Source organism: Kitasatospora sp. NPDC088742 (genome assembly GCF_055584905.1).
On record NZ_JBVJLD010000051.1, the window covers coordinates 1 to 22301 of the forward strand.

22 protein-coding genes are annotated in these 22301 nt (G+C 71.3%); 2 read left to right on the top strand and 20 right to left on the bottom strand.

Translation table 11 applies throughout. The features are described from left to right. Window positions 1-61 precede the first annotated feature (61 nt). The gene (rpsB, locus tag ACZ6ZR_RS30825) at window positions 62-973 is read right to left on the bottom strand and encodes a 30S ribosomal protein S2 (RefSeq protein WP_465647931.1); all 912 of its coding nucleotides are present in this window, start codon (window positions 971-973) and stop codon (window positions 62-64) included. Window positions 974-1778: 805 nt separating this feature from the next. On the opposite strand from rpsB, the gene ACZ6ZR_RS30830 reads away from it, so the two are divergent. Further along, the gene (locus tag ACZ6ZR_RS30830; protein ID WP_465647933.1) at window positions 1779-2312 is read left to right on the top strand and encodes a murein hydrolase activator EnvC family protein; all 534 of its coding nucleotides are present in this window, start codon (window positions 1779-1781) and stop codon (window positions 2310-2312) included. A 65-nt stretch (window positions 2313-2377) separates the two neighbouring features. Here ACZ6ZR_RS30830 and ACZ6ZR_RS30835 read toward each other — a convergent pair whose 3' ends face one another. From ACZ6ZR_RS30835 to proS, 18 genes are all read right to left on the bottom strand, one after another. After that, window positions 2378-3025 carry a TetR/AcrR family transcriptional regulator gene (locus tag ACZ6ZR_RS30835; protein WP_465647935.1) on the bottom strand — a complete coding sequence of 216 codons (648 nt, stop codon included), beginning with the start codon at window positions 3023-3025 and terminating at the stop codon, window positions 2378-2380. 187 nt (window positions 3026-3212) lie between these two features. Further along, window positions 3213-4106 carry an RNA polymerase sigma factor WhiG gene (whiG, locus tag ACZ6ZR_RS30840; RefSeq protein ID WP_465647937.1) on the bottom strand — a complete coding sequence of 298 codons (894 nt, stop codon included), beginning with the start codon at window positions 4104-4106 and terminating at the stop codon, window positions 3213-3215. 272 nt (window positions 4107-4378) lie between these two features. Then, complete coding sequence (gene dprA / locus ACZ6ZR_RS30845; protein WP_465647939.1) at window positions 4379-5686, bottom strand: DNA-processing protein DprA; 1308 nt, start codon at window positions 5684-5686, stop codon at window positions 4379-4381. Between the two features lie 62 nt (window positions 5687-5748). Beyond that, window positions 5749-7401 (bottom strand): YifB family Mg chelatase-like AAA ATPase, encoded by a 1653-nt coding sequence (locus ACZ6ZR_RS30850; protein WP_465647941.1) that lies wholly within the window; start codon window positions 7399-7401, stop codon window positions 5749-5751. Between the two features lies 1 nt (window position 7402). Next, window positions 7403-8032, bottom strand: coding sequence for a YraN family protein (locus ACZ6ZR_RS30855; RefSeq protein ID WP_465647943.1), 630 nt, complete (start codon window positions 8030-8032; stop codon window positions 7403-7405). A gap of 194 nt (window positions 8033-8226) precedes the next feature. Further along, a complete protein-coding gene (locus tag ACZ6ZR_RS30860) occupies window positions 8227-8553 on the bottom strand; it encodes a DUF2469 domain-containing protein (RefSeq protein WP_057232326.1) in 327 nt (108 codons plus the stop codon). Further along, on the bottom strand, window positions 8550-9083 hold the full coding sequence (locus tag ACZ6ZR_RS30865) for an NUDIX hydrolase (protein WP_465647945.1): 534 nt from the start codon (window positions 9081-9083) through the stop codon (window positions 8550-8552). Before ACZ6ZR_RS30865 ends, ACZ6ZR_RS30860 begins: the two co-directional genes overlap by 4 nt. Before the next feature lie 40 nt (window positions 9084-9123). Beyond that, window positions 9124-9879: a signal peptidase I gene (gene lepB / locus ACZ6ZR_RS30870; RefSeq protein ID WP_465647947.1), complete on the bottom strand. Its 756-nt coding sequence runs from the start codon at window positions 9877-9879 to the stop codon at window positions 9124-9126. 153 nt (window positions 9880-10032) lie between these two features. After that, window positions 10033-10944 (bottom strand): signal peptidase I, encoded by a 912-nt coding sequence (gene lepB / locus ACZ6ZR_RS30875; RefSeq protein WP_465647949.1) that lies wholly within the window; start codon window positions 10942-10944, stop codon window positions 10033-10035. A gap of 237 nt (window positions 10945-11181) precedes the next feature. Continuing rightward, a complete protein-coding gene (gene lepB, locus ACZ6ZR_RS30880) occupies window positions 11182-12009 on the bottom strand; it encodes a signal peptidase I (protein WP_465647951.1) in 828 nt (275 codons plus the stop codon). A 229-nt stretch (window positions 12010-12238) separates the two neighbouring features. Beyond that, window positions 12239-13060 carry a signal peptidase I gene (lepB, locus tag ACZ6ZR_RS30885; protein WP_465648053.1) on the bottom strand — a complete coding sequence of 274 codons (822 nt, stop codon included), beginning with the start codon at window positions 13058-13060 and terminating at the stop codon, window positions 12239-12241. Window positions 13061-13284: 224 nt separating this feature from the next. Beyond that, entirely contained in the window at window positions 13285-13635 is a 351-nt protein-coding gene (gene rplS, locus ACZ6ZR_RS30890) for a 50S ribosomal protein L19 (RefSeq protein ID WP_465647953.1), read from the bottom strand. Between the two features lie 153 nt (window positions 13636-13788). Then, window positions 13789-14607 carry a tRNA (guanosine(37)-N1)-methyltransferase TrmD gene (gene trmD / locus ACZ6ZR_RS30895; RefSeq protein ID WP_465648055.1) on the bottom strand — a complete coding sequence of 273 codons (819 nt, stop codon included), beginning with the start codon at window positions 14605-14607 and terminating at the stop codon, window positions 13789-13791. Between the two features lie 5 nt (window positions 14608-14612). Next, complete coding sequence (rimM, locus tag ACZ6ZR_RS30900) at window positions 14613-15260, bottom strand: ribosome maturation factor RimM (protein ID WP_465647955.1); 648 nt, start codon at window positions 15258-15260, stop codon at window positions 14613-14615. 137 nt (window positions 15261-15397) lie between these two features. Beyond that, window positions 15398-15637, bottom strand: a complete 240-nt coding sequence (locus tag ACZ6ZR_RS30905) for an RNA-binding protein (RefSeq protein ID WP_030306741.1) — start codon at window positions 15635-15637, stop codon at window positions 15398-15400. A 2-nt stretch (window positions 15638-15639) separates the two neighbouring features. After that, window positions 15640-16071 carry a 30S ribosomal protein S16 gene (gene rpsP, locus ACZ6ZR_RS30910; RefSeq protein ID WP_465647957.1) on the bottom strand — a complete coding sequence of 144 codons (432 nt, stop codon included), beginning with the start codon at window positions 16069-16071 and terminating at the stop codon, window positions 15640-15642. Window positions 16072-16496: 425 nt separating this feature from the next. Beyond that, complete coding sequence (locus tag ACZ6ZR_RS30915) at window positions 16497-17075, bottom strand: hypothetical protein (RefSeq protein ID WP_465647959.1); 579 nt, start codon at window positions 17073-17075, stop codon at window positions 16497-16499. Window positions 17076-17492: 417 nt separating this feature from the next. Then, window positions 17493-18905, bottom strand: coding sequence for a proline--tRNA ligase (proS, locus tag ACZ6ZR_RS30920; RefSeq protein ID WP_465647961.1), 1413 nt, complete (start codon window positions 18903-18905; stop codon window positions 17493-17495). Between the two features lie 269 nt (window positions 18906-19174). On the opposite strand from proS, the gene ACZ6ZR_RS30925 reads away from it, so the two are divergent. After that, window positions 19175-20170: a class I SAM-dependent methyltransferase gene (locus tag ACZ6ZR_RS30925; RefSeq protein ID WP_465647963.1), complete on the top strand. Its 996-nt coding sequence runs from the start codon at window positions 19175-19177 to the stop codon at window positions 20168-20170. Between the two features lie 99 nt (window positions 20171-20269). On the opposite strand, the gene ftsH is transcribed toward ACZ6ZR_RS30925, so the two are convergent. Beyond that, complete coding sequence (gene ftsH, locus ACZ6ZR_RS30930; protein WP_465647965.1) at window positions 20270-22198, bottom strand: ATP-dependent zinc metalloprotease FtsH; 1929 nt, start codon at window positions 22196-22198, stop codon at window positions 20270-20272. Window positions 22199-22301: the final 103 nt, after the last annotated feature.

Here is a 22301-nt window from a genome sequence, read left to right on the forward strand (position 1 = left end):
GCACGGGAGAGAGGGGCACCTACCGGTGTCGTACCGGCGGGTGCCCCTCACCCTTGGTACGTCAGGCCTGCTCGGCCTCGACGGCCGGAGCCTCGGTGACCTCGGCAGCGGGGGCCTCGACGGTCTCGGCAGCCTCAGCGGCCTCGGCGGCCGGAGCCTCGGTGACCTCGGCGGCGACCGGGGCCTCCTCGGCCTTCTTCTCGCCCTCGAGGAGGTCCTTCTCCCAGTCGGCGAGCGGCTGGTCGGCGCCCGGCTCGGCCTTGACATCGCCCTTGGCGACACCGGCGCGGGACTTCAGGCCCTCGGCGACGGCGTCGGCGATGACGCGGGTCAGCAGGGTGACGGAGCGGATCGCGTCGTCGTTGCCCGGGATCTTGTAGTCGACCTCGTCCGGGTCACAGTTGGTGTCCAGGATCGCGACGACCGGGATGTGAAGCTTGCGGGCCTCACCGACCGCGATGTGCTCCTTCTTGGTGTCCACGATCCAGACGGCGCTGGGCACGCGCTGCATGTCGCGGATACCGCCGAGGGTCTTCTCGAGCTTGGTGTGCTCGCGCTCGAGGACCAGGAGCTCCTTCTTGGTGAGACCGGAACCGGCCACATCCGTGAAGTCGATCTCGCCGAGCTCCTTGAGGCGCTGCAGACGCTTGTAGACGGTCGAGAAGTTGGTCAGCATGCCGCCGAGCCAGCGCTGGTTCACGTAGGGCATGCCCACGCGGGTGGCCTGCTCGGCGATGGCCTCCTGGGCCTGCTTCTTGGTGCCGACGAAGAGGACGCTGCCGCCGTGGGCAACGGTCTCCTTGACGAACTCGAAGGCGCGGTCGATGTAGTTCAGCGACTGCAGGAGGTCGATGATGTAGATGCCGTTGCGCTCCGTGAAGATGAAGCGCTTCATCTTCGGGTTCCAACGACGGGTCTGGTGACCGAAGTGGACGCCGCTCTCCAGCAGCTCCCGCATCGTGACGACGGCCATGGCCGTGCTCCTTGTGCTCTGCCCGGCGCGCCGGGTCCTTGCGGACCGCGGGGTGCCAGGGGTTCTCGGTTGTTCCGTGCCGGTCGGGCGACCGTCACGCCTGACGCCCCGGACGTGCCGAGCCACTCGGCCTGGCGTCGATCGGGACCGGGGTCCTGACCGCACCGGGCTCGGCGGACCGAGCGGCACTCACACCGGGCTGGCGGCCTCCTCGCGGGGTGGCCTGACCGCCGGTGGCGGGGCGTGCGAAGTCGACCCGGGAGACCGGGTCGCGTGTGAAGTGTACGGGAAGCCCCGAGCGAGGAGCGACTCCGCCGGTGAGGGGCTCGGGCCCGAGGGCGGCCCGACTGTGGCCCAGCGAGTGCCCAGCGATGGCCGAAGGGTCGTTGGAGGGTGGCCGGCGGGGCGATCGGGGCGCGGAGGTGGGGCGGAGTACTGAGATCCATCGGGCGCCTGATCGCCTCGGGTTCACCCCTGCGGGGGACGGCGGCTGTCCACAGGGCGGCCTTGTCCACAGGGCGGGGCCTGGTGGTGGTCCGGGGCGGGGCCGATCGGGAGTCTGCACGGCATGACCGATCCTTCCGCCTGTCGTGTGATCCCGCTCCAGCTGCCCTCCTCCCGTCCGCGTTCCCGGCCCTGGCCCCGGTTCGGCTCCCGAGGCCGAGCCTGGGGGCGGGAACGAGGGCGGGAACGGGGGCGGGGCCACGCTCCGGCTCTTCCCGGCGGGCTCGTCCTGACAGCCGGCGGGCCCGGCTCCGGGCCACCGGGCAGGCCCGACCGGCGGCTGGTCCTGCTGCTGGCCACCTTGCTGACTGCAGTGCTGCTGGTCGGGCTGGAGCCACCGGCCGCCCATGGAGCGGCGCGAGAGACGGCGGGCCTCGACCTGCCGGCCAGCCGCCCTGTCGTCGGGCCGGGGCCCGGACGGGCCTGGCCGGTGGGTGGGAGGAGCGGGCTGCTCCAACGGTTCGACCCACCACCGGTTCGCTGGGCGGCCGGCCACCGGGGCGTCGACCTGGCGGCCTCGGTCGGCGACACCGTCCGGGCGGCCGCGCCCGGGGTGGTCTCGTTCTCGGGGACGGTGGGTGGCCGCCCGGTGGTGACGGTGACTCACCCCGGCTCGGGGAGCCCGGCGTTGCGGACCACCTACCTGCCGGTCACCGGCGTCCCGGTCGGCACGGCGGTCTCGGCCGGACAGCCGATCGGGGTGCTGGCCACCGGGGCCGGGCACTGCGCCAGCGGCTGCCTGCACTGGGGGCTGCTGCGCGGGAAGCGCTATCTCGATCCGCTGGCCCTGCTGGGAACCGGGCGGGCCAGACTGCTGCCGCTCGACGTGCGGTGAGGCGCGCGGACGAATCATCGCGTCGCGCTGCGGGGCCGCCCGCCAAGCGCCGAGGGCGGCCTCCGTCAGTCCGTGGCCGGGGTGTCGGCGGGCGGCTCGACGGTAGTGGTGCCGTCAGCCGCCGCGCGGTGCGCCGGACAGACACCGTGCAGCACCATCGAGACGGCGGAGTCGGAGACCGGACCGGGGCCCGGACCGGTCGGCCGCTCGGCCTGCCGGACGGCGGCCTCGACCACTCCCTGGAGGAGTGCGGCCGCCACCCTTGGCTGATCGTGCCCGAGGTCCTCCAGGGCCCGCACCACCAGGTCGACCAGGGTGTGGTGGGCCGCCCGGATCCGCTCCCGCGCCGCATCGCTCAGTTCGAGCGCCGAGATCGCCACGACCGCTCGGTGCCGGGGATCCGCCGCAAGGGCGAGCTGCCCCCGGACATAGGCCTCGACCTTCTCCTCCGGGGCGTCGGAAGCGGCCATCCCCGCCTCGATCTCGGCGGCCCAGAGCGGGAAGTCGATGGCGCAGAGCTCTTCCACGACCGCTGCCCGCGAACGGAAGTACTCGTACACCGAGGAGCGCGCGAGACCGGCTCGCGCCGCGAGGGTGGGGAAGGTCAGCGCCTCCATGCCCCCCTCGGTGAGCAGCGTGCGGGCAGCGTCGAGCAGCGCTGCGTGCTGCAGCTGGCGATGCTCGGCCACGGTGGCCGCCCGGATCTTAGGCACGCTCCTACTGTACGGAGCCCGGAGCGCTCCGGTGACCGGGCCTCGCGAATCCGTCAGAGCATGCCCCGGCGCATCCGGCGCACACCTCCCGACACGCGCTCGACCATTGGGCTGCGCCGACGGCGGCCAGCCGACCCACCGCTCCCGGCTGCCCGACTGCCCAGCTGCCCAGCTGCCCAGCTGCCCGTCAGCAGATCTCGGAGAGCTTGGCCCGGAGCTGGATCACCGACTTGGTGTGGATCTGGCTGACCCGGCTCTCCGTGACGCCGAGCACCTGCCCGATCTCGGCCAGAGTGAGCCCCTCGTAGTAGTAGAGGGTGACCACCGTCTTCTCCCGCTCCGGGAGGGTGTTGACCGCCGTGGCCAGCAGCCGGCGCAGCTCCCTGTCCTCCGCCACCTCGACGGGGTTGTCGGCTCCGGTGTCCTCCAGGGTGTCCATCAGGCTCAGCCGGTCACCTCCGTCACCGGCCGGGTGCAGCAGCTCGTCCAGGGCCACCACGTTGGCGAGCGAGAGCTGACTGAAGATCGCGTGCAGGTCCTCGATGGCGATCCCCATCTCGGCCGCGACCTCCGGCTCGTGCGGGGTGCGGCGCAGGCGCGCTTCCAGCGTGGCGTAGGTCCGCTCGACCGCCTTGGCCTTCTGCCTGACGGAGCGTGGGATCCAGTCCAGCGCCCGGAGCTCGTCGATGATCGCGCCGCGGATGCGGCTGATGGCGTAGGTCTCGAACTTGATCGCGCGATCGATGTCGAACTTCTCGATCGCGTCGATCAGGCCGAAGACCCCGGAGGAGACGAAGTCGGCCTGCTCGACGTTGGCGGGGAGCCCGACCCCGACCCGGCCGGCCACGTATTTGACCAGTGGCGAGTAGTGCAGGATCAGTTGCTCCCGCAACCTGGCGTCGCCGGACTCCTTGTAGGAGCGCCAGAGCACCTCCAGGGCTGACCGTTCGTCAGTGGCCGCACCCTCTGGGGGAACCGCCGCCCGCTCTCGCCGGGCGGCCGGTGGACGGACTGCCGTCTGGGCAGCCTCCTCCACGTTCCCCCTGGCGTGTGCCCGGCCCGCCTGCCGGGTCACGCCCATCACGCCTGCTGCCTTGGCCGGTCCCTCGGCGGCCGGGCGCACCTCGGCCCCCGACCCTGGCCCTCCCGAGGACCGGAGGCCACCGGTCACCCTGTGTCCGGGAATGTGTGTGGGCATACGTTGGTCTGCGCCGTTCTGCCGAGTCATGTGCTGATAGGGAAGCCAGTGGGAGCGTAGCGTGATCGAGTCGCTGCACAGTGCTACCGCCACTCGGTCGTCCCCCGATCCGGTGGTGCGCTCGGCGCGTCGCGCTCCACCGGACCGGCGGGTCGTCATCCCCGTCCGGACCTCGCCCGGCGCGCCAACCGCCAGTGCGCACCGCACCTCTCGACGAAGCCGAGGGACCCCAACTCGTACAGCCGCTGCTGGACTTCGTCCTGCGACAGGCCGGCCTGCCGCGCCAGCCGCTCGAGCGGCGCGCCCTCGGCGGTGGCCGGGACCGCCTCCAGCACCTTGGCCACGTTCGGGGTCAGCAAGTCCCGTGGAAGGACCGGTCCTGATCGGCGCGGCGCGAGGTCGTCGCCGATCGCCCCGATCAGCTCGCTGACCTCCGCGGCATCGGTGACCAGGGTGGCCGCGCCGCTGCGGATCAGTGCGTGGACCCCGGCCGAGAGTTCGGAGGTGACCGGGCCGGCCACGCCCATGGTGTGCCGGTTGAGGTCGCGGGCCCGGCGGGCGGTGCTCAGGGCACCGCTGCGCAGGGCCGCCTCCACCACCACGGTGCCCCGGGTGAGGGCCGCGATGACGCGGTTCCGGAGGACGAAGCGGAACCGGTTGGGGTGTTCACCCGGGGGCAGTTCGCTCAGCAGCAGCCCCTGCGCCGCGATCCGGGCGATCAGCTCGGAGTTGCCCGCCGGGTAGGCCACGTCCACCCCGCTGGCCAGCACAGCGAGGGTCACTCCACCGACCGCGAGCGTGCCCCGGTGCGCAGCCGCGTCGATCCCGTACGCCGCTCCGGAGACCACCACCCAGCCGCGCTCGGCGAGTTGGGCGGCGAGCTCTCCGGCCACGTGGGCTCCGTACGAGGTACAGGCCCGGGCCCCGACCATCGAGACCGACCGCAGAGCGAGCATCCGGAGGGAGCCCGAGCCCCTGACCCAGAGGCCGACCGGCCGGCCGTCTCCCAGGTCGTCGAGTTGGGAGGGCCACTCGGTGTCGCCCGGAATGATGAACCGTCCACCGAGTGACCGCACCCGTTCCAGGTCACCGTCGATGTCGATGAGCGGCAGTCGGGCCCGGTAGGCGGCGAGGCGGTCGGCGTCCACGTCCAGGTAGCCGGGCTCCGCCCGACGGTGGATCGCCTCGATCAACCTGACCGCGCCGACCTGTCCGAGCCAGCGGCCGATCACGGCGTCGCCCGGCTCGATGAGGCGGGAGAGCGCGACTCTCGCACGCCGCTCGGGGTTCTCCTGCCACGGATGAGGGTGGGTGCCGTCACCGGCACAGTCCTCGACGCTGTGCCCGGTCTCGGGCAGCGGCCTGGCCTGCTGCCCGGTCTGGGCCTCGGACTTGGCTTCGGGCTGGTCCTCAGGCCGGGGCTCCGATTCGGGCTCGGCAACGGTGGGTCTGATGCGGTTCACCTGCACCTCCACGGTGTCGGCGGAGTTCTGGACGGCTCGGCCAAGAAGGCTGCGCGGGGGTGTCAGGACTCGCTCTCGAAATAGCTGTCCGGCTCCTTGTCAGGGTGGGTCGGCCGGTCCGTGGTGGTGAGTCCGCGTTGGACTCCCGTCCGCAGCTGCAGCGCAGCCCGGACATCGACCCTGGTCGGGCTGGGGTGTCCGCACAGGTCCGCTACCGTCCAGGCGACCCGGAGCACGCGGTCCAGCCCGCGGGCGGTCAGCAGGCCGCGTTCCAACTCCCGCTCCGCGTCGATCAGGGCGCCAGGCGCCAACTGCCAACGGGTCCGGAGGGTGTGGCCGGGGACCTCCGCGTTGGTGCGCCACGGCATCTCGGCCATCCTGGCCGCGGCTCGCTCGCGAGCGAGCCGCACCCGGGCGGCGACCTCACGGGTGCTCTCCGCCTTCCCCTCACGCCCCATCAGCTCGGCCCTGGTCACCGGCGCCACCTGAACCTGGAGGTCCACCCGGTCCAACAACGGGCCGGAGAGCCTGCCCTGATAACGGCTCACCATCGTGGGCGTGCACTCGCACCCTTCGCCCCGACGAGAATGCCTGCCACAGGGACAGGGATTGGCCGCGAGGCAGAGTTGGAACCGGGCCGGCAACCGGACCGAACCGGCCGACCGCGCGATGGTCACCTCACCGGACTCCAACGGTTGCCGGAGCGCGTCGAGGACCCGGACGGGGAACTCCGGCGCCTCGTCCAGGAAGAGGATCCCCCGGTGTGCCAAGGAGACGGCTCCCGGCCGGGGATACCCGCTTCCGCCGCCGACGATCGCGGGCATCGTCGTGGAGTGGTGCGGCGCGTAGTACGGCGGACTGTCGATCAGCGGGCGGTCCACGGGCAGCAGACCGGCGACCGAGTGCACCGCCGTCACCTCCAGCGCCTCGGACTGGGTCAGCGGCGGCAACAGGGCTGGTAGACGCTCGGCGAGCATCGTCTTCCCCGCACCCGGCGGTCCCTTCAGGTAGAGGTGGTGGCCGCCGGCGGCCGCGATCTCAAGCGCCTGACGGGCCTCCTGCTGCCCCGACACGTCGGCGAGGTCGAGCAGGGCTGCCTTCTCCGCTGTGAGCCCCCGGATGCCCGCTCCCGGCAGGAGCAGCCCGGCCATCGACGGGTCACGGCGCACCTCCCCCAGAGGTGACGGCTCGTCAGGATCTGGGGCACCGGTCAACATGGCGATGAGCTGCCGAAGGCTGCGGACCCCTCGGACCGAGACATCCGGGACGAGGGACGCCTCGGCAGCGGTCTGCTCAGCCACGATGATCTGCCGGTAGCCGGCTTCGGCGGCCGCGAGGACGGAGGGCAGCACTCCTCTGACCGGCCTGACCCGTCCGTCCAGGCCGAGCTCACCGATGATCAGCAGGTCGGCGATGACGGCTGGTTCGAGCCGCTCGGCGGCGGCCAGCACCGCGCAGGCCACGGCCAGGTCGAAGCCGCTGCCACCCTTCGGGACCGAAGCCGGGCTCAGACCCACCGTCAGTTTCCGCTGGGGCCAGGTCTCCCCACTGTTGACCACGGCCGCCCTCACCCTGTCCCTCGCCTCGGAGAGCGCCTTGTCGGGCAGGCCTACCAGGGCGAAGGCGGCCAGGCCGGGCTCCAGGTCCGCCTGGACCTCCACCACCACTCCGTCCACCCCGACCAGGGCCACCGAGCATGTGCGGGCGAAGGCCATCTCAGACCGCCCCTCTGAGGTGCTCCACCAAGGCCGCGCCCTTGAGGCGGTTGACCACCGCCACCAAGTCGATGCGGACTCCGCCGGGCGGCAGCGGGACCGACCGGATGGGCGGCTCCGGGGTGGCGGTCTGTCTGCCGCCCTTGACCGTCTTGGCGCGGCTTCCCTTCGCGCTGCCGGTCTTGCCACCTGCGGTCTTGCCCGAGGCCGTGCTCGTGTCCGTCCGCGACAGCTCGGCTTCGCCGGCCCCGCCCTCGCTGCCGGGACCGGTCGGTGGAGTCCCGGCCGACTGGCCGGCTGACGGTCCGTCCGGTGCCCCGGAAGCCGTCTCCACCGCTCTCGCCAGCCGGTCGAAGTGCTCGGGCCAGCGCTCGCCCAGCCAGCGCTCGGCGAGATGGCGCAGGCGCTCGGCCTTGGTGTGGTCGATGCCTTCCTGGGGCTGCTGGAACCCACGCTCGGACCGCGTCTTCACCTCGCAGACGGCGAGGGTGTCCCCGTCGAGGGCGACGATGTCCAGCTCACCCTCGGCGCAGCGCCAGTTGCGTTCGAGGATCTGCAGACCACCCTGGGCGAGCCAGCGGGCAGCGACTTCCTCGCCGTATCGGCCGAGGCCGGTGTTGGAACTCTGCACGGCAATCACCTCCATGCCGGAGGTTGCCGCGACGGACCGACGACGGGTCGGAAGTGCCCTCAGCCTGTGGAAAACCCGGGGCTGTGGACAACCGAGCTCACTCGGAAGAGTGGTACCGAGAATTCACCCTGGACAGACCGGCGGCCGGCGGTCCAATGTCTCGTTCCGGGCAGCCGTTCGAGCGCTGCCGCGGTTCAGTTCCCGAACGACGCGTCGTCGGACGGGAGCTCCAGATCACTCTTCGCCAGTTCCTCGATATTGACGTCCTTGAAGGTCAGCACCCTCACCTTGCGGACGAACCGGGCAGGCCGGTACATGTCCCAGACCCAGGCATCCGCCATCGAGACCTCGAAGAAGACCTCGCCCTGCACCGAGTGGACCTGAAGCTCGTAGTCGTTCGTCAGGTAGAAACGCCGCTCGGTCTCGATCACGTATTTGAACAGGCCGACGACATCCCGGTACTCCCGGTAGAGCTTGAGCTCCATCTCGGTCTCGTACTTCTCGAGGTCTTCGGCACTCATCCAGGCGTCCCCTCAGCTCGATACGTCCACCCCATTGTGGACCACCCCGCTCGTCCGCAGAGCCTTACCGGCCGGACTGGCGGACCATCGGTCAGCAACCGCTCCGCCAGGTCGGCCAACTCCACCGGATAGACCGTCTCCCCGGTCTCCCGAAGTTCGGCCACTGTCCACCAACGGGCCGTCAGCAGCTGGGCGTGCTCAGCCCCGTCCGCTTCGGGCACCCGCAGCTCGGTGGTCGCGGTCCGTGCCAGGTGAAACCACTGGTCCTGCTCGTACCCCCTCCCCAGATAGGAGAAGGTCACCGTGTCGAACGCCACCACCGGTCCGAGCTCCACCTCGGTCAGCCCGGTCTCCTCGGCCAGCTCGCGCAGGGCCGCGTCCCGCAGCTCCTCGCCGGGCTCGACTCCTCCTCCGGGTGTGAACCACCAGCACACGCCCGGAACCGCTGGATCCACTCCTCGGAACAGCAGCAGCCTGTCCTCGCTGTCCAGCAGCAGCACCCGCGCCGCCCGACGTCGCTCCACCGTCATCGCGGACTCCTCCGTCACCGACCCGGCGCGGCCTCGCGGTTCAGCTCCGCCCCGCTCGCTTCCTCCGCCGCCCGGCCAGCGACGCCACTCCACCGACCAGCGAGGCCAGCAGGATCAGCCCCGCGCCGAGCACCGTCCCGAACGCGAGCGGCCCGATCGGACCGGCGTCCGCCGCCGCCCGGCCAGGCAGAGCGTCGAAGGCGGCCGTACGTTCGCTCACGCCCGCGCGGCCGGCCGGCCAGACCGTCGCGTCCACCCGTCCCAGCACATCGGTCGCCGCCACCGTACCGCCCGCCAGGTCGAGGTGCGTCCGCGAATCGAGCGAGCCGAGCCGGTGGTCACCCAGCAGGAACAGGCGCCCCTCGGGCACGGTCGTGGAGAAACGCTGGTCATCGAGCTTCGGATCAGCCACGTAGGGCTCGTCGACCGGGTGGTCGTTCACCATGAGCCGGTGCTGGGCATCGCAGCAGACCACGGTGTCGCCTCCGGTCGCGACCACCCTCTTGACCAGCGCGCTGTTGCCCCACAGCGCATCCCGGAAGACCACCACGTCGCCACGGCCGATGCTGTCGGCCGGCACCGACCGGGCCACCACCGTGTCGCCCACCCGAAGCGTGGGCTCCATCGACTGCGTCGGAATCCGGTACGGCCGGTACTGCACCGCGATCACCGCGAAGCAGCCGATCATCAGCACGAAGCCGAGGCCGATCACCAGCCCCTGGACGACCGCCGCCGGACGCCGCCCGAGCTTCGTCCCCGCCGGGGCCGGGGCCACCGGGCTCATCACACCGCTCACCGTCGCCACCTCCTGGTCGGCCCGCGCTCCGCACGGGCAGGCCGCGGCGGGGCCGGACAAGCCGACGGGCCGTGGCACGTGCGAGCAGATTACTCGCCGGTACCACGGCCCGCGCAAGAGCCGAGTGCTACCCGGAAGCAGCCGGACCAGCCGTCACCGGCGCTTGCGCCGCAGCCACCAGGCCGCCGGCAGTGCGACCGCCGCGCCCGCCACCGGAGGCGCGTACGGCAGTGCGGCAGCCGCGAGGCCCTTCTGCTCGAAGGTGTCCGGGACCGGAAGCGTGGCCCAGTTGCCGATGGGCCAGGCGACCACGAAGGCGCGGCCGACCACGTTGTCCACTGGCACCGTGCCGCCACCGGGCTGGTCCTGGTGGAAGCGCGAGTCGAGCGAGTCCGCCCGGTGGTCGCCCATGACCCAGATCCGGCCCTCGGGAACGTGCACCGGACTGAACGGCTTGTCGCCGCACGGAGTGTTGCCGGCGTAGATGTAGGGCTCGTTGAGCGCGATCCCGTTCACCTTGACCGGCCCGGTGCCCTCGCACTCGACGGTGTCGCCACCGACCGCGATGACCCGCTTGATGAGGTCCTTCTCGTTGGCCGAAGGCATCAGACCGACGAAGCTCAGCGCGTCCTGGATGCCGCGGACGACGGCGTTGTCGCTCTGCTGCGTCGGCTCGTCGCTCAGCCAGCCGCCCGGATCATGGAAGACCACGACCTCTCCACGCTCGGGCTCGGCTCCGAACCAGGGCGTCAGCTTGTCGACCAGCACCCGGTCACCGATCTGCAGGGTGTTCTGCATCGAGCCCGAGGGGATCGAGAAGGCCTGGACGAAGAAGGTCTTGATCACCAGCGCCAGGATCAGCGCGATGCCGACCAGGATCGGCAGCTCCTTCCAGAACGAGCGCTGCTTGGCCTGCTTCTTCCCGCCGCCTTCCGGCGTCTCCTCGGCCGAGTCCGAGGCCGCCGGAGCGGCCTGCCCGGATCGATCGGAGCCGTCCAACTGCTCGGGGCCCTCGCCCTCGGGCTCAGGGCCCCCAGAGCGGGCACCGATCACCAGATCCCCCACAACATCTCCTCCCAGCTGTGCGGACGCCCACGCGTCCGCGCTCACAGTGCCGCACAGCGGGCACCACGTTCTGCGACGGGTTGTCAGCCCGCATCAGCCCTGCCCGTCGAAACGGGGTCTGACACCGACTCACCGACCTTGCCGCCGGAGGCAATCGGACCGTGCACCGAGCACTCCAGCACTTCTCTACCACTCCCGGCCGGGACGCCCGGGCTCCCACACGGCAGCACCGGCGAATCAGCGGACGGACGGCCCGCCCCGGTCCCTCGCGCGCCTTGGCCGCACGAGGGCCGGAAGGAAGCCCAACACACCCATAACGAGCGGAGGTTTCGCCGGATCCGGCTGAGCACCCGCGAGATTCGTCCCGTCAGGTGTGCCCGCTCCTCCACCCGCCCCCGGAACGCTACGCTCCCCCGCCCCGGCTTGCACGGGAAGCGCCGACAGAGTCCCGGGAACGTCGAGTTGACTCATCCTCTGAAGCGGCCAGGCGATCACGAAGGCCCGTCCGAGCACGTTGTCGATGGGGATGGTGCCCTGGCCGGCCTCGCCGAGGTGGTAGCGCGAGTCGGCGGAGAGGTCCCGGTGATCGCCCATCACCCAGAGCCGCCCCGGGGGGACGGTGACCTTGAACGGCTGCTTCGACGGCACGTTGCCCGGCGCCAGGTAAGGCTCTTCCAGCGGAACGCCGTTGACGGTCAGTCGGCCCGTCGCCTCACAGCACTCGATGGTGTCGCCCGGGACACCGATCACCCGCTTGATCAAGTCCTGCTCGTCGTCGGACGGGAGCAGGCCGACGTGCGAGAGCAGCCGCTTGGTGGTGCTCAGTACGGCGCCTTCGTCCTTCGCATGGGGCTGGGGTTCGAGCCAGCCGCCCGGATCCTTGAAGACGACCACCTCACCCCGGGACGGCTCGTTGCCGAACCACGGCGTGAACTTGTCGACCAGCACCCGGTCGCCGATCTGGATGGTCTGCTCCATCGATCCCGAGGGGATCACGAAGACCTGAACGGCAAAGGTCTTGAGCGCCAGGGCGATCAGCACGGCCACCACCGCGATCAGCGGCACCTCGCGCAGCAGCGACCGCCTGCGCCGCCGGGCGGCCCGGCGGGCACTGCGGCGCCGTTCGGCCCGGCCGCGCGGCGCCGGCGCCGAGGCGGGCGCTGTCCCACCTGCGGCCGCAGTGGCCTGCGACTCGCCTCCCGGCGTGCCCGTACCGTCCGCGCCCCCGGCCCAGCCGGGTATACCGGTGCCGGCGCTCGTGCCGTCAGCCGGCGGCGAGGCGAGGCCACGCCCCCTACCTCGTTCCCCCACGGCCACCAGTCCCCTCCACCGGGGCGAAGCTCGCTGGGCGGTCGAGCGAAGTCCAGCGACCGACCGGGAAGACGATCCAGTCCGCCCGTCCGATCACCTTCGACTCGGGCACGAAACCACCGCCGGGCTCACCGAGATGGTCCCGTGCGTCACGGGAGGCGCTCCGATGGTCCCCCATCAGCCAGAGCTTGCCGGCCGGCACCACCACGTCGAACTTCACCGCTGACGGGGCGTCACCCGCGTACAGGTAGGCCGACTCGTCCAACGGCACCCCGTTGACCCTGAGCCGCCCGTCCGTTCCACAGCACGTCACTCGGTCACCCCCGATGCCGACCACACGCTTCACGTACACAGAACTGTCGCCGGGGCTGAGCCCTGCGGCCGACAGGAAGCGTCGCACAGGCGGTGTCTCGTCGGCGTAAGGCAGGAACGAACCCGTCCCGTCGAAGACCACCACGTCCCCGCGCTCGATCTCGCCGCCGAAGGCGTAGGCGAGTTGGTTCACCAGCAGGCGGTCACCCGGCTGCAGGGTGCCCTCCATCGACCGCGACGGGACGGAGAACGGGCGGACCACGAAGGCGTTCACCAGCAGCAGGACCAGCAGACACACCGCACCGATCCGCAGGAGGTCCCATGTCGACCAACCGGCTGACGAGTCATCGGCCACGTCGGTGTAGTCCGTGCCGTCGTCGCCGACCGCTCCGTCGGCTGCGGCTCCGGCTCTTTCGGCTTCCTCGCCCCCTGCTTCGGCGGCTTCACCGGACCCGTCCGTCGGACCAGCCCCCCGCACTCCGTCGGCGGCCATCGCGGACGAGGCCGCAGCGACCGTCACGGTCGCGGCTGTGGCCGGAGCCGTGGGCGGGGCGGAAACGGACGCGGACCGCGACGGCGAGTCCGCACCCTGGGGTACGGCTGTGCCGTCGCGGTCCGCGACTGGTTCTTGCGTGCTCATCGGGGCAGAGCCTATCCCGAAGGGACTCGACCCCGACTGAGCGTCCCGGGCCTCCGGACGGACCGGAGGCCGGAGGATCAGCGGTCGCGCTTCTCCTTGATCTTCGCGGCCTTGCCGCGCAGGTCACGCAGGTAGTACAGCTTGGCGCGGCGGACCGCACCACGGGTCACGAGCTCGATCTTCTCGACGACCGGGGTGTGCACCGGGAAGGTGCGCTCCACGCCGACGTTGAAGGAGACCTTGCGGACGGTGAAGGTCTCACCGATGCCGGCGCCGTGACGGCGGATGACGACGCCCTGGAAGACCTGGACACGGGAGCGGTTGCCCTCGATGACCCGGACGTGAACCTTCAGGGTGTCACCGGCGCGGAAGGCCGGGATGTCGGAACGCAGCGAGGCCGCGTCGACAGCAGCGAGCTTGTTGCTCATTTTGCTCTCCATCGCAGGCGCCACGGGCCGCCCACGGAAGTTCGTCACAATGGGGTGTGCTGCGGGCCGTTTCGGTCTTCGACGTTCCCCCCGTGGCGGGGGCACCGATCCACTGGCTCCCACGGAGGAAGCCCAACGGCAGACAACAGTCGCCTATTCTTCCACAGCCTCCGCCGTGGACCGAAATCGGCCGAGCTCCTGGTCCCAGGCCAGCCCCAGGATGCTGAGCGCCTCACGCTCCTTCTTGTCGAAGTCGCCGTACTGCCAGCGCTGCACCAGGTCGGGCCGGTTGGCCAGGGTGCGGGTGAAGGCCTGCTCGCGACGCCACCGGGCGATCTTGCCGTGATGTCCACTGAGCAGCACCTCCGGCACCTCCCGGCCGCGCCACTCGGCGGGCTTGGTGTAGACGGGCCCTTCCAGCAGGTCCGCCATCGCGCCCGGCGCGAAGGAGTCGTCCCGGTGGGACTCCGCGTTGCCGAGCACCCCGGGCAGCAGTCGGGCGATCGCCTCGACCATCACCAGCACCGCGACCTCGCCGCCGGCCAGCACGTAGTCGCCGATCGACGCCTCGACCACCGGCATTCGGGTAGCGGCCTCCTCGATCACCCGGCGGTCGATGCCCTCGTACCGCGCGGGCGCGAAGGCCAACCACTGACGGCCCGCCAGCTCCTGGGCCAGCTCCTGGGTGAACGGCCTCCCACTCGGGGTCGGCACGACCAGGGTCGGCACCTCGCCCTCGGGCCCCTGGGCGAGCACCGTGTCCAGGGCCGCGCCCCACGGCTCGGGCTTCATCACCATGCCGGGGCCACCCCCGTACGGGGTGTCGTCCACCGTCCGGTGCACATCGGTGGTCCAGGACCGCAGGTCGTGCAGGTGGACGTCGAGCTGCCCGCGGGCCCGGGCCTTGCCGACCAGGGAGACGTTCAGCGGCTCCAGGTACTCCGGGAAGATCGTGACGACGTCGATGCGCATCTCGCTCATGCGCGAGCCCCGCCGGTCGCCTCGTCGGGCGCATCACCGGCCGACCCACCGTCAACTGCCGCCGTCTCGGTCGCCCCGGCCCCCCCGGTCGGCTCTGCTTCGCCCGTACCGTCCGCACTGACCACCTCGGCGTCCGCCGGGTCGATCAGACCGGGCGGCGGGTCGATGACCGCGCGCTGGTTCTCCAGGTCGATGGTCGGCACGATCCGCGTGACGAAGGGCACCAGCACCTCCGTCCCGTCCGGCTTGGTGACGGTCAGCAGGTCCTGGTACGGCAGGTGGACCACCTCGGTGAGCTCGCCCACCAGGGTGCCGTCCAGCATCACCACATCGAGCCCGATCAGCTGGTGGTCGTAGTACTCCTCGGGATCGTCCGGACGCTCCTCCGGGTCGACCTCCGCGATCAGCATCGTGCCGCGCAGGGCCTCGGCACCGTTCCGGTCCTTGACCCCTGCGAAGCGCAGCAGCAGCCGGCCGCTGTGCACCTTGCCCGACTCGATGGTCAGCGGGCCGGCCGACGCCGGGTCGGTGAGCAGCACCGCACCGGGTCCGAGCCGCAATTCGGGCTCGTCGGTCCGGACCTCGACACTGACGTCCCCCTTGATGCCGTGGGCGCGGCCGATCTTGCCGACGACGAGCTGCACGGTGATCGTTCTCCTGATCCTTTGGTCCTTGAAGCGATGAATACACGAGCGGCGCCCGTGCGGGCACCCCGGTACGCAGAAGGACCGGCCGGGACGACATGCGTCCCGGCCGGTCCCTGAAACCTGACGATCTAACGTCAGCGAATGCTGTCCACGTCGACCAGGTCGACCCGGACGTTGCGACCGCCGAGGGCGCCGACCACGGTGCGCAGAGCGCGGGCCGTACGGCCGCCCCGGCCGATCACCTTGCCGAGGTCATCGGGGTGCACGCGCACCTCGATGGTGTTCCCCCGACGCAGGTTGCGCGAGCGCACCTGTACCTCGTCGGGGTGCTCGACGATGCCCTTCACCAAATGGTCCAGGGCGTCCTCGATCACGATCAGGCCTCGGTGGAAGCGGCGTCGGCCTCAGCCTCGGCCTTGTCAGCCTTCTTGGCCTTCGGGGTGATGGCAACACCGGTGGTGCTGTCCTCGAAGCCGGCGACGGCCTTCGCGAAGAGGTGCGAGAAGTCCTCGACCTTGGGCTCGGCAACCAGCAGCGGAGCCGGAGCCGGCAGGCCCTTGTACTTCTGCCAGTCGCCGGTGAGCTTCAGGATGGCGAGGACCGGCTCGGTCGGCTGGGCGCCGACGGACAGCCAGTACTGGGCGCGGTCGGTGTCGACCTCGATCTTCGAGGGGTTGTAGGTCGGCTGGTAGATGCCGATCTCCTCGATCGCGCGGCCGTCACGCTTGGTGCGCGAGTCGGCGACGACGATGCGGTAGTGCGGGGAGCGAATCTTGCCGAGACGCTTGAGCTTGATCTTGACTGCCACGGGAGTGGATTCTCCTGGTGTTGACGTGGGTGAGCGGCCACTGCCGTCGCGTGGGGTTGCGAGGTGGGCCGTTCAAGGGACACGCCAGCCGTAGGAGAGAGGGGTCCTGCTCGGCTGCCGAGTACTCAGCTGTCTATTCTGCCACACGCCGAGGGAACGCCCGAACAGGGTCCGCGCCGGTCGGCCCGACCGAGGGCCCCCGCCCTCGGTTGAGCCGAATCTCGGCACGACAGGCACTGCACACCACGAGCAGTACAGGTTGTACGGCACTGCGAGTACTACGGGACTGCGGGACTACCGAACCTTCAGGACTGCGAAACTGCCGAGGCCACGGGCCCCACGTGCGAGCAGCGCGGTACGTACGGCTCATCCGCCTGGCAACGGATGGCCACCCCCCGACCGGCTGCGACGGATCGCCTCTGTACTCAGGCGATCCGGAACGGCTGCTGGCAGGCACCGCAGACGATCGACGCCTGGGCGAGCACCGACGGCACCACCCGGACGTTGCGGCCGCAGCCGCAGATCGCCTTGACGCGGACGCCGCCCCCGGAGGAGCCGTGTCGAGCGGCTGGCCCGCGGAACGCGCGGTGACCGCCTTCACCGTTGACGGCGAGCTGGTGCGCACCGAGGGCGCGGTCCAGACGCTCGATCGTCTCGGTGTACCGCTCCTGCGTCTCCGACAGCATGGTCACCTGGGAGAAGCCGCTGCTGGCGTGCGGCTCGATCGGGTGCGCCAGGCCGAGCTCGGAGGCGAGCATCAGGAAGCGGCGGTTGTGGTAGCGGCCGGCTCGCGAGGTGTCCCGGATGTCCCGGGCGGCGGCGAGGCCGTGGGCGGCTTCGTGCAGCAGACGCTCGAAGCCGAGCTGGGTGCCGCAGGCCGACGAGGACTCGCCGATCAACGCCTCGGGCGAGGCGAGGTCGGGGAGGTCCTGATGGTGGGCCTGGATGTCGCTCCAGGCGGCGGCCAGTTCGGCCGCCAGGACGAGAGGCTGTGTCGTGCTCACGCTAGACCAACGATGCAGTCAGAGCCGATGTTCCGCGAGTTCCCGTTCACGGGGAATTCCCAGCGAACTTTCAGGAATGCACTGCCGTGCGCGAATTGTGCTGCCTGTATCTGACGCAAGACCAACCCCCTGCAACTTTGGGCCCGGCGAACCTCGCCAGGCTCTCGGCTATCGCCCGGGAGCGGTTGCTCCCCTTGCGGCGAACGGCCCGTGGCGGTGTCGAGAATTGACAGGGCCACGGGCCGTATACCGTACCGCTAGTTCACCACGACCGGGAGTTGACCGGTCAGTAGTCTCACCAGACAGTCAGTCGGCGGTAGAACATTCGCACTGCATAAGTCACGTTCGGAGTCCTGCAAAGCCCCGGCCGGAGACCCGTTCGGGGCCCCGGCCGCGGACTCGATCACCGGCTCGGACTCAGTAGGCCCGGGCCACGATCGCGACGTTGCCCTCCTGGTCGTCCGTCAGCGGCACGGAGCCGTCGGCGGCGACGATGCAGCGGACCGAGACGCCCTGCTCGGCCAGCTTGGCCTCGCCCTCCGGGCCGAGCTCGGCCCAGGAGATCCGGCCCCAGCCGGTGGCGGCGGCCTCGACGGCCTCGTCGAGGTTAGTGACCTCGACGGTGCGGGCCAGCCGGCGCTCGCGGGACTGACGGAGAAGCAGTGCCTGGTCCTCCTCGAGGATGCCGGGCAGCAGCGCGGCCAGGCCGTCGATCGAGACCGGCTCCTTGCCGCCGGGGATGCGGCGGGCCAGCATCGCGGTGCCGTTCTCCAGGTCGCGCGGGCCGACCTCGATGCGCAGCGGAACGCCCTTGAGCTCCCAGTCCACGGCGCGGCGGCCGAACGGGGTGTCGGTGCGGTCGTCCACGACCACCCGCACGCCGGCCGCCTCCAGCTGGGCGCCGATCTCGCGGACCTTGGCCAGCACCGCGTCGTCGCCCTTGATGGCGAGCACGACGGCCTGCACGGCGGCCAGGCGCGGCGGGACACGCAGCCCGTTGTCGTCGCCGTGGGACATGATCAGGCCGCCGACCATGCGGGTCGAGACGCCCCAGGAGGTCTGCCAGACGTACTCGCGCTCGGCGCCCTGCAGCTGGTAGGTGGTGTTGAACGCCTTGGCGAAGTTCTGGCCCAGCTCGTGGCTGGTGCCCATCTGCAGCGCCTTGCCGTCGCCCATCATGCCCTCGAGGGTGAGGGTGTTGATGGCGCCGGCGAAGCGCTCCTTGGCGGTCTTGCGGCCGAGCACCACGTCGATGCCGAGCACGTTGGTCATGAAGTCGCCGTAGACCTGGGTGTGGATCATCGACGCGTACTCGCGGGCGTCCTCGTAGGTGGCGTGGGCGGTGTGGCCCTCCTGCCAGAGGAACTCGGTGGTGCGGAGGAAGACGCGCGGGCGCAGCTCCCAACGGACCACGTTGGCCCACTGGTTGATGAGCAGCGGCAGGTCGCGGTGGCTCTGCACCCACTTCGAGAAGTACTCGTTGATGATGGTCTCGGAGGTCGGCCGGACGACGACCGGCTCGTCGAGCTCCTTGCCGCCGCCGTGGGTGACCACCGCGAGCTCGGGGGCGAAGCCCTCGACGTGCTCGGCCTCCTTGGTCAGGTACGACTGCGGGATGAACATCGGGAAGTAGGCGTTCTGCGCGCCCGCCTTCTTGATCCGGGCGTCCATCTCCTGCTGCATCCGCTCCCACAGGCCGTAGCCGTACGGTCGGATGACCATGGTGCCGCGGACCGGGCCGTTGTCGGCCAGTTCGGCCTTGTTGATGAGGTCCTGGTACCAACGCGGGAAGTCGTCCGCCTGGGGAGTGAGCACGGGTGCCTTAGCCATGGGGCAGATGGTACGGGGAGTGGGCCCCGGACCGTGAATCCGTTTCGCCGGGTAGCTGCCACCAGCCACCGGCGACCCGACGGGCCACCCGACCGACGACCCGACCGACGGCACTCCGGAGGGCGCACCGGGGGCGCATCACCCATGTGGCGGGACACCACCCTGCACCCCTCTGGACGCCGGGGCCCGGCGGCTGTTCGCTGGTGTCGGGGCGGGACTTTGGGGGGGTGGTTTTCGATGCGACGACCCTGTGGTGACCCAAGGACCGGATGGAGGCCGAGATGGTTTCGGCGCAGTTGACCGGCACGACCTCGGAGGCGACTCCGGACTGGCTACGTCCCCACGACCCGGACGGCCGCCTCGGCCGGACCAGCCGGGCCCGGGACTGGGCGGAGATCCAGGAACGGATGCTGGTGCCGCTCTACCAGGCCGTGTACGAGCGGTTGGAGGTCGGCCCCGCGACCAGCCTGCTCGGCCTCGGCTGCCGCTCCGGGCTGGCCCTGCTGCTGGCCGCCGAGCGCGGCGCGCAGGTGGCCGGCACCGAGGCGGACCCCGAACTTCGCGAGCTGGCCACGGCCCGCGGCCTGACGGTGCACCAGGAGCCCGCCCCCCGTCCGGCCCCGTGGTCGGACACCCACACCGATACCCACGCTGACACCCGAGCGGACAGCCGCCCCAGTACCCGCCCCAGTACCCACTCCGGCACCCACCCCGGCTCCCGCCCGGGCACGCACCCCGGCACCCGGACGGCGGCACCCGTCGCCCGATCGGCGCACTCCCTGGTGACGGTCTTCGAGCAGTTGCAGACCACGCGCGCCCCCGGCCTGCTGGTGGAGGCCGCGGCGCGGCGCGTGCTGACGGGCGGTCAGCTGGTCCTGGCCGCCTGGGGCCCGGCGGAGCGGTGCGAGAGCGCGTCCGTGCTGGAGGTCGGGCAGCGGTTGGCCGGCTCGGGCCCGGGGGTGCGGGCGGGGCTGCTGGCGGGGCCGTTCGCGCTGAGTGCGCCGGGGGGTCTCGAGTCGCTGCTGTTCCGCGCCGGCCTGCGCCCGGCCGGGGGCGGGCGGGTGAGCTGCCCGTTCGCCTACCCCGATCTGGAGAGCGCGGTGCGCGGGCTGCTCTCCACCGGGCTGTTCGACGCCGCGCTGGCGGAGTCGGGCCGGACCCTGGTGGCGAAGGAGCTGGAGGAGGCGCTGCACCCGTTCGTCCGCCCGGACGCCTCGGTCCGGATGACCAACCTGTTCCGCTACGTGGTCGGCGAACGGGTCTGAGCCCCACCGGAGCGCCCGGCGCGACCTGACTCGAAACGGCGACCGACAGCGGTGTGCCCCGGCCCCTTCCCGGGCCGGGGCACACCGCTCCACGGACCGTCAGCTGCGGTCCAGCTCCTTGGCGTTGCGGGCGACCCCCGCCGCCCGGTAGGCGGCCTCCTCGTCCAGGGTCTCCGCCGCCAGCAGTGCCGCCGCCAGGGCGTCCAGCTGGCTCCGGTGCGCGTTCAGCAGCCGGAGGGCCTCCTCGTAGCACTCCGCGACGATCCGGCGGGCCTCCTCGTCCACCGCGTCCAGGGTGGTCGGTGCGGCGGAGAGCCCGTACGCGCCCTGGGTGTCGCTCGGGACGGCGGTGAGCCGGCCGACCCGTTCGCTCATGCCCCAGCGGCCGGCCATCCCCCGCGCGATGTTGGTGACCTGCTCCAAGTCGCTCTCCGCGCCCGTGGTGATGACGCCGTAGACCACCTGCTCGGCCGCCATGCCGCCGAGCGCGCCGATGATCCGGCCGCGCAGGTAGGGCTCGGTGTACGAGTAGCGGTCGGCGTCGGGGGTGGAGAGGGTGACGCCCAGCGCCCGGCCGCGCGGCACGATGGTGATCTTGCGGACCGGGTCGGCGCCTGGCTGGAGCATGCCGAGCAGCGCGTGGCCGCTCTCGTGGTACGCGGTGCGCTCCCGCTCGCCCTGCGGCATCACCAGCGGCCGGACGGCGCCCAGTTGGACCTTCTCCAGCGCGTCCGAGAGGTCGTCGGCGCCAACCCGCTCCTGCTTGCGCTTGACCGCGAGCAGGGCGGCCTCGTTGACCAGGTTGGCGAGTTCGGCACCGGTCATGCCGGGGGTGACCTTGGCCAGCTGGGTGAGGTCGGCGTCGGGGCCGAGCGGCACCGTCCGGGTGTGGATCCTGAGGATCTCCACCCGGCCGTCCCGGTCGGGCGGGCTGACGGTGATCCGGCGGTCGAACCGGCCCGGGCGCAGCAGCGCCTGGTCGAGGACCTCGGCCCGGTTGGTGGCGGCGATCACGATGACGCCCTCGGAGCCGGAGAAGCCGTCCATCTCGGTGAGGATCTGGTTGAGCGTCTGTTCGCGTTCGTCGTGGCCGCCCATGCCGCCACCGCCGCCCCGCTGGCGGCCGATGGTGTCGATCTCGTCGATGAAGATGATCGCGGGCGCCACCTTCCGCGCCTCCGCGAAGAGCTCCCGGACCCGCGAGGCACCGACGCCGACGATCATCTCGATGAACTCGGAGGCGGAGGCGGAGAAGAACGGCACGTTCGCCTCTCCCGCCACGGCCCGGGCCAGTAGGGTCTTGCCGGTGCCGGGCGGGCCGGTGAGCAGCACGCCGCGCGGCATCTTGGCGCCGAGCTTGCGGTACTCCTGAGGGTTCTTCAGGAAGTCGACCACCTCGCTGAGTTCGGCCTCCACCTCGTCGATGCCGGCCACGTCGGCGAAGGTGGTGCGCTTGCCCTCATCGGGGTTGACCGGCTTCGGCGGGGCCTTCTTGCCGAAGCCGCCGGCGCCGCCCATCCCGCCCGCCATCCGGCGGGCCAGCAGCACCCAGATCACCACCAGCAGCAGCATCGGGGCGAGCGAGATCAGCAGGTTGGCCAGGAAGCTGCGCTGCTGCACCACCGGTTCGGCGGTGACGGTGACGCCCTGCTGCTGGAGGGTGTTCCAGAGCCCGTCGTCGGCGAACGCCGGGCGCTGGGTGGTGAAGTCGGTGTAGTCCCCCTTGGCGCCGTCCGGCTTGGGCGCGGCCGCCTTGAGGGTGCCCTCGATGGCGTCGCCCTTGGAGTAGATCTGGGTGATGTTGCCCTTGCCGAGCTGGTTGCGGAACTCGGTGTAGGAGACGGTCGTGCCGCCCCCGCCGCCGAAGGTGTTCAGCAGCAGTTCGGCGAGCAGGAAGACGCCGAGCGCGGTGAGGAGCATGCCGGCCCACCCGCCGGGCATCTTCTTGCGCGGCGCGGGCGGCGGCGGGGCACCCTCGGACCGCCAGGGCTGGTCGGGGGTCTGACGGGGCGGTACGGGATTGCTCACCTATCGGACAATACGGACGGATGAACAGTCCGACCAAAGCGCAACGCCGAGCCCCGGCCAATGCCCGACAGCGAGCCCAGGCCGAAGGGCGGAACCCCGCCCG

Coding starts and splice junctions, on each gene's coding strand:
- lepB (WP_465648053.1), bottom strand. CDS start 13,060: ATGGCCGCCGACGGAGTGCGGGGGGCTGGTCCGACGGACGGGTCCGGT.
- whiG (WP_465647937.1), bottom strand. CDS start 4,106: ATGGGCGTGACCCGGCAGGCGGGCCGGGCACACGCCAGGGGGAACGTG.
- ACZ6ZR_RS30925 (WP_465647963.1), top strand. CDS start 19,175: ATGGAGGCCGAGATGGTTTCGGCGCAGTTGACCGGCACGACCTCGGAG.
- ACZ6ZR_RS30850 (WP_465647941.1), bottom strand. CDS start 7,401: ATGGCCTTCGCCCGCACATGCTCGGTGGCCCTGGTCGGGGTGGACGGA.
- proS (WP_465647961.1), bottom strand. CDS start 18,905: ATGGCTAAGGCACCCGTGCTCACTCCCCAGGCGGACGACTTCCCGCGT.
- ACZ6ZR_RS30865 (WP_465647945.1), bottom strand. CDS start 9,083: ATGACGGTGGAGCGACGTCGGGCGGCGCGGGTGCTGCTGCTGGACAGC.
- rpsB (WP_465647931.1), bottom strand. CDS start 973: ATGGCCGTCGTCACGATGCGGGAGCTGCTGGAGAGCGGCGTCCACTTC.
- rplS (WP_465647953.1), bottom strand. CDS start 13,635: ATGAGCAACAAGCTCGCTGCTGTCGACGCGGCCTCGCTGCGTTCCGAC.
- trmD (WP_465648055.1), bottom strand. CDS start 14,607: ATGCGCATCGACGTCGTCACGATCTTCCCGGAGTACCTGGAGCCGCTG.
- ACZ6ZR_RS30860 (WP_057232326.1), bottom strand. CDS start 8,553: ATGAGTGCCGAAGACCTCGAGAAGTACGAGACCGAGATGGAGCTCAAG.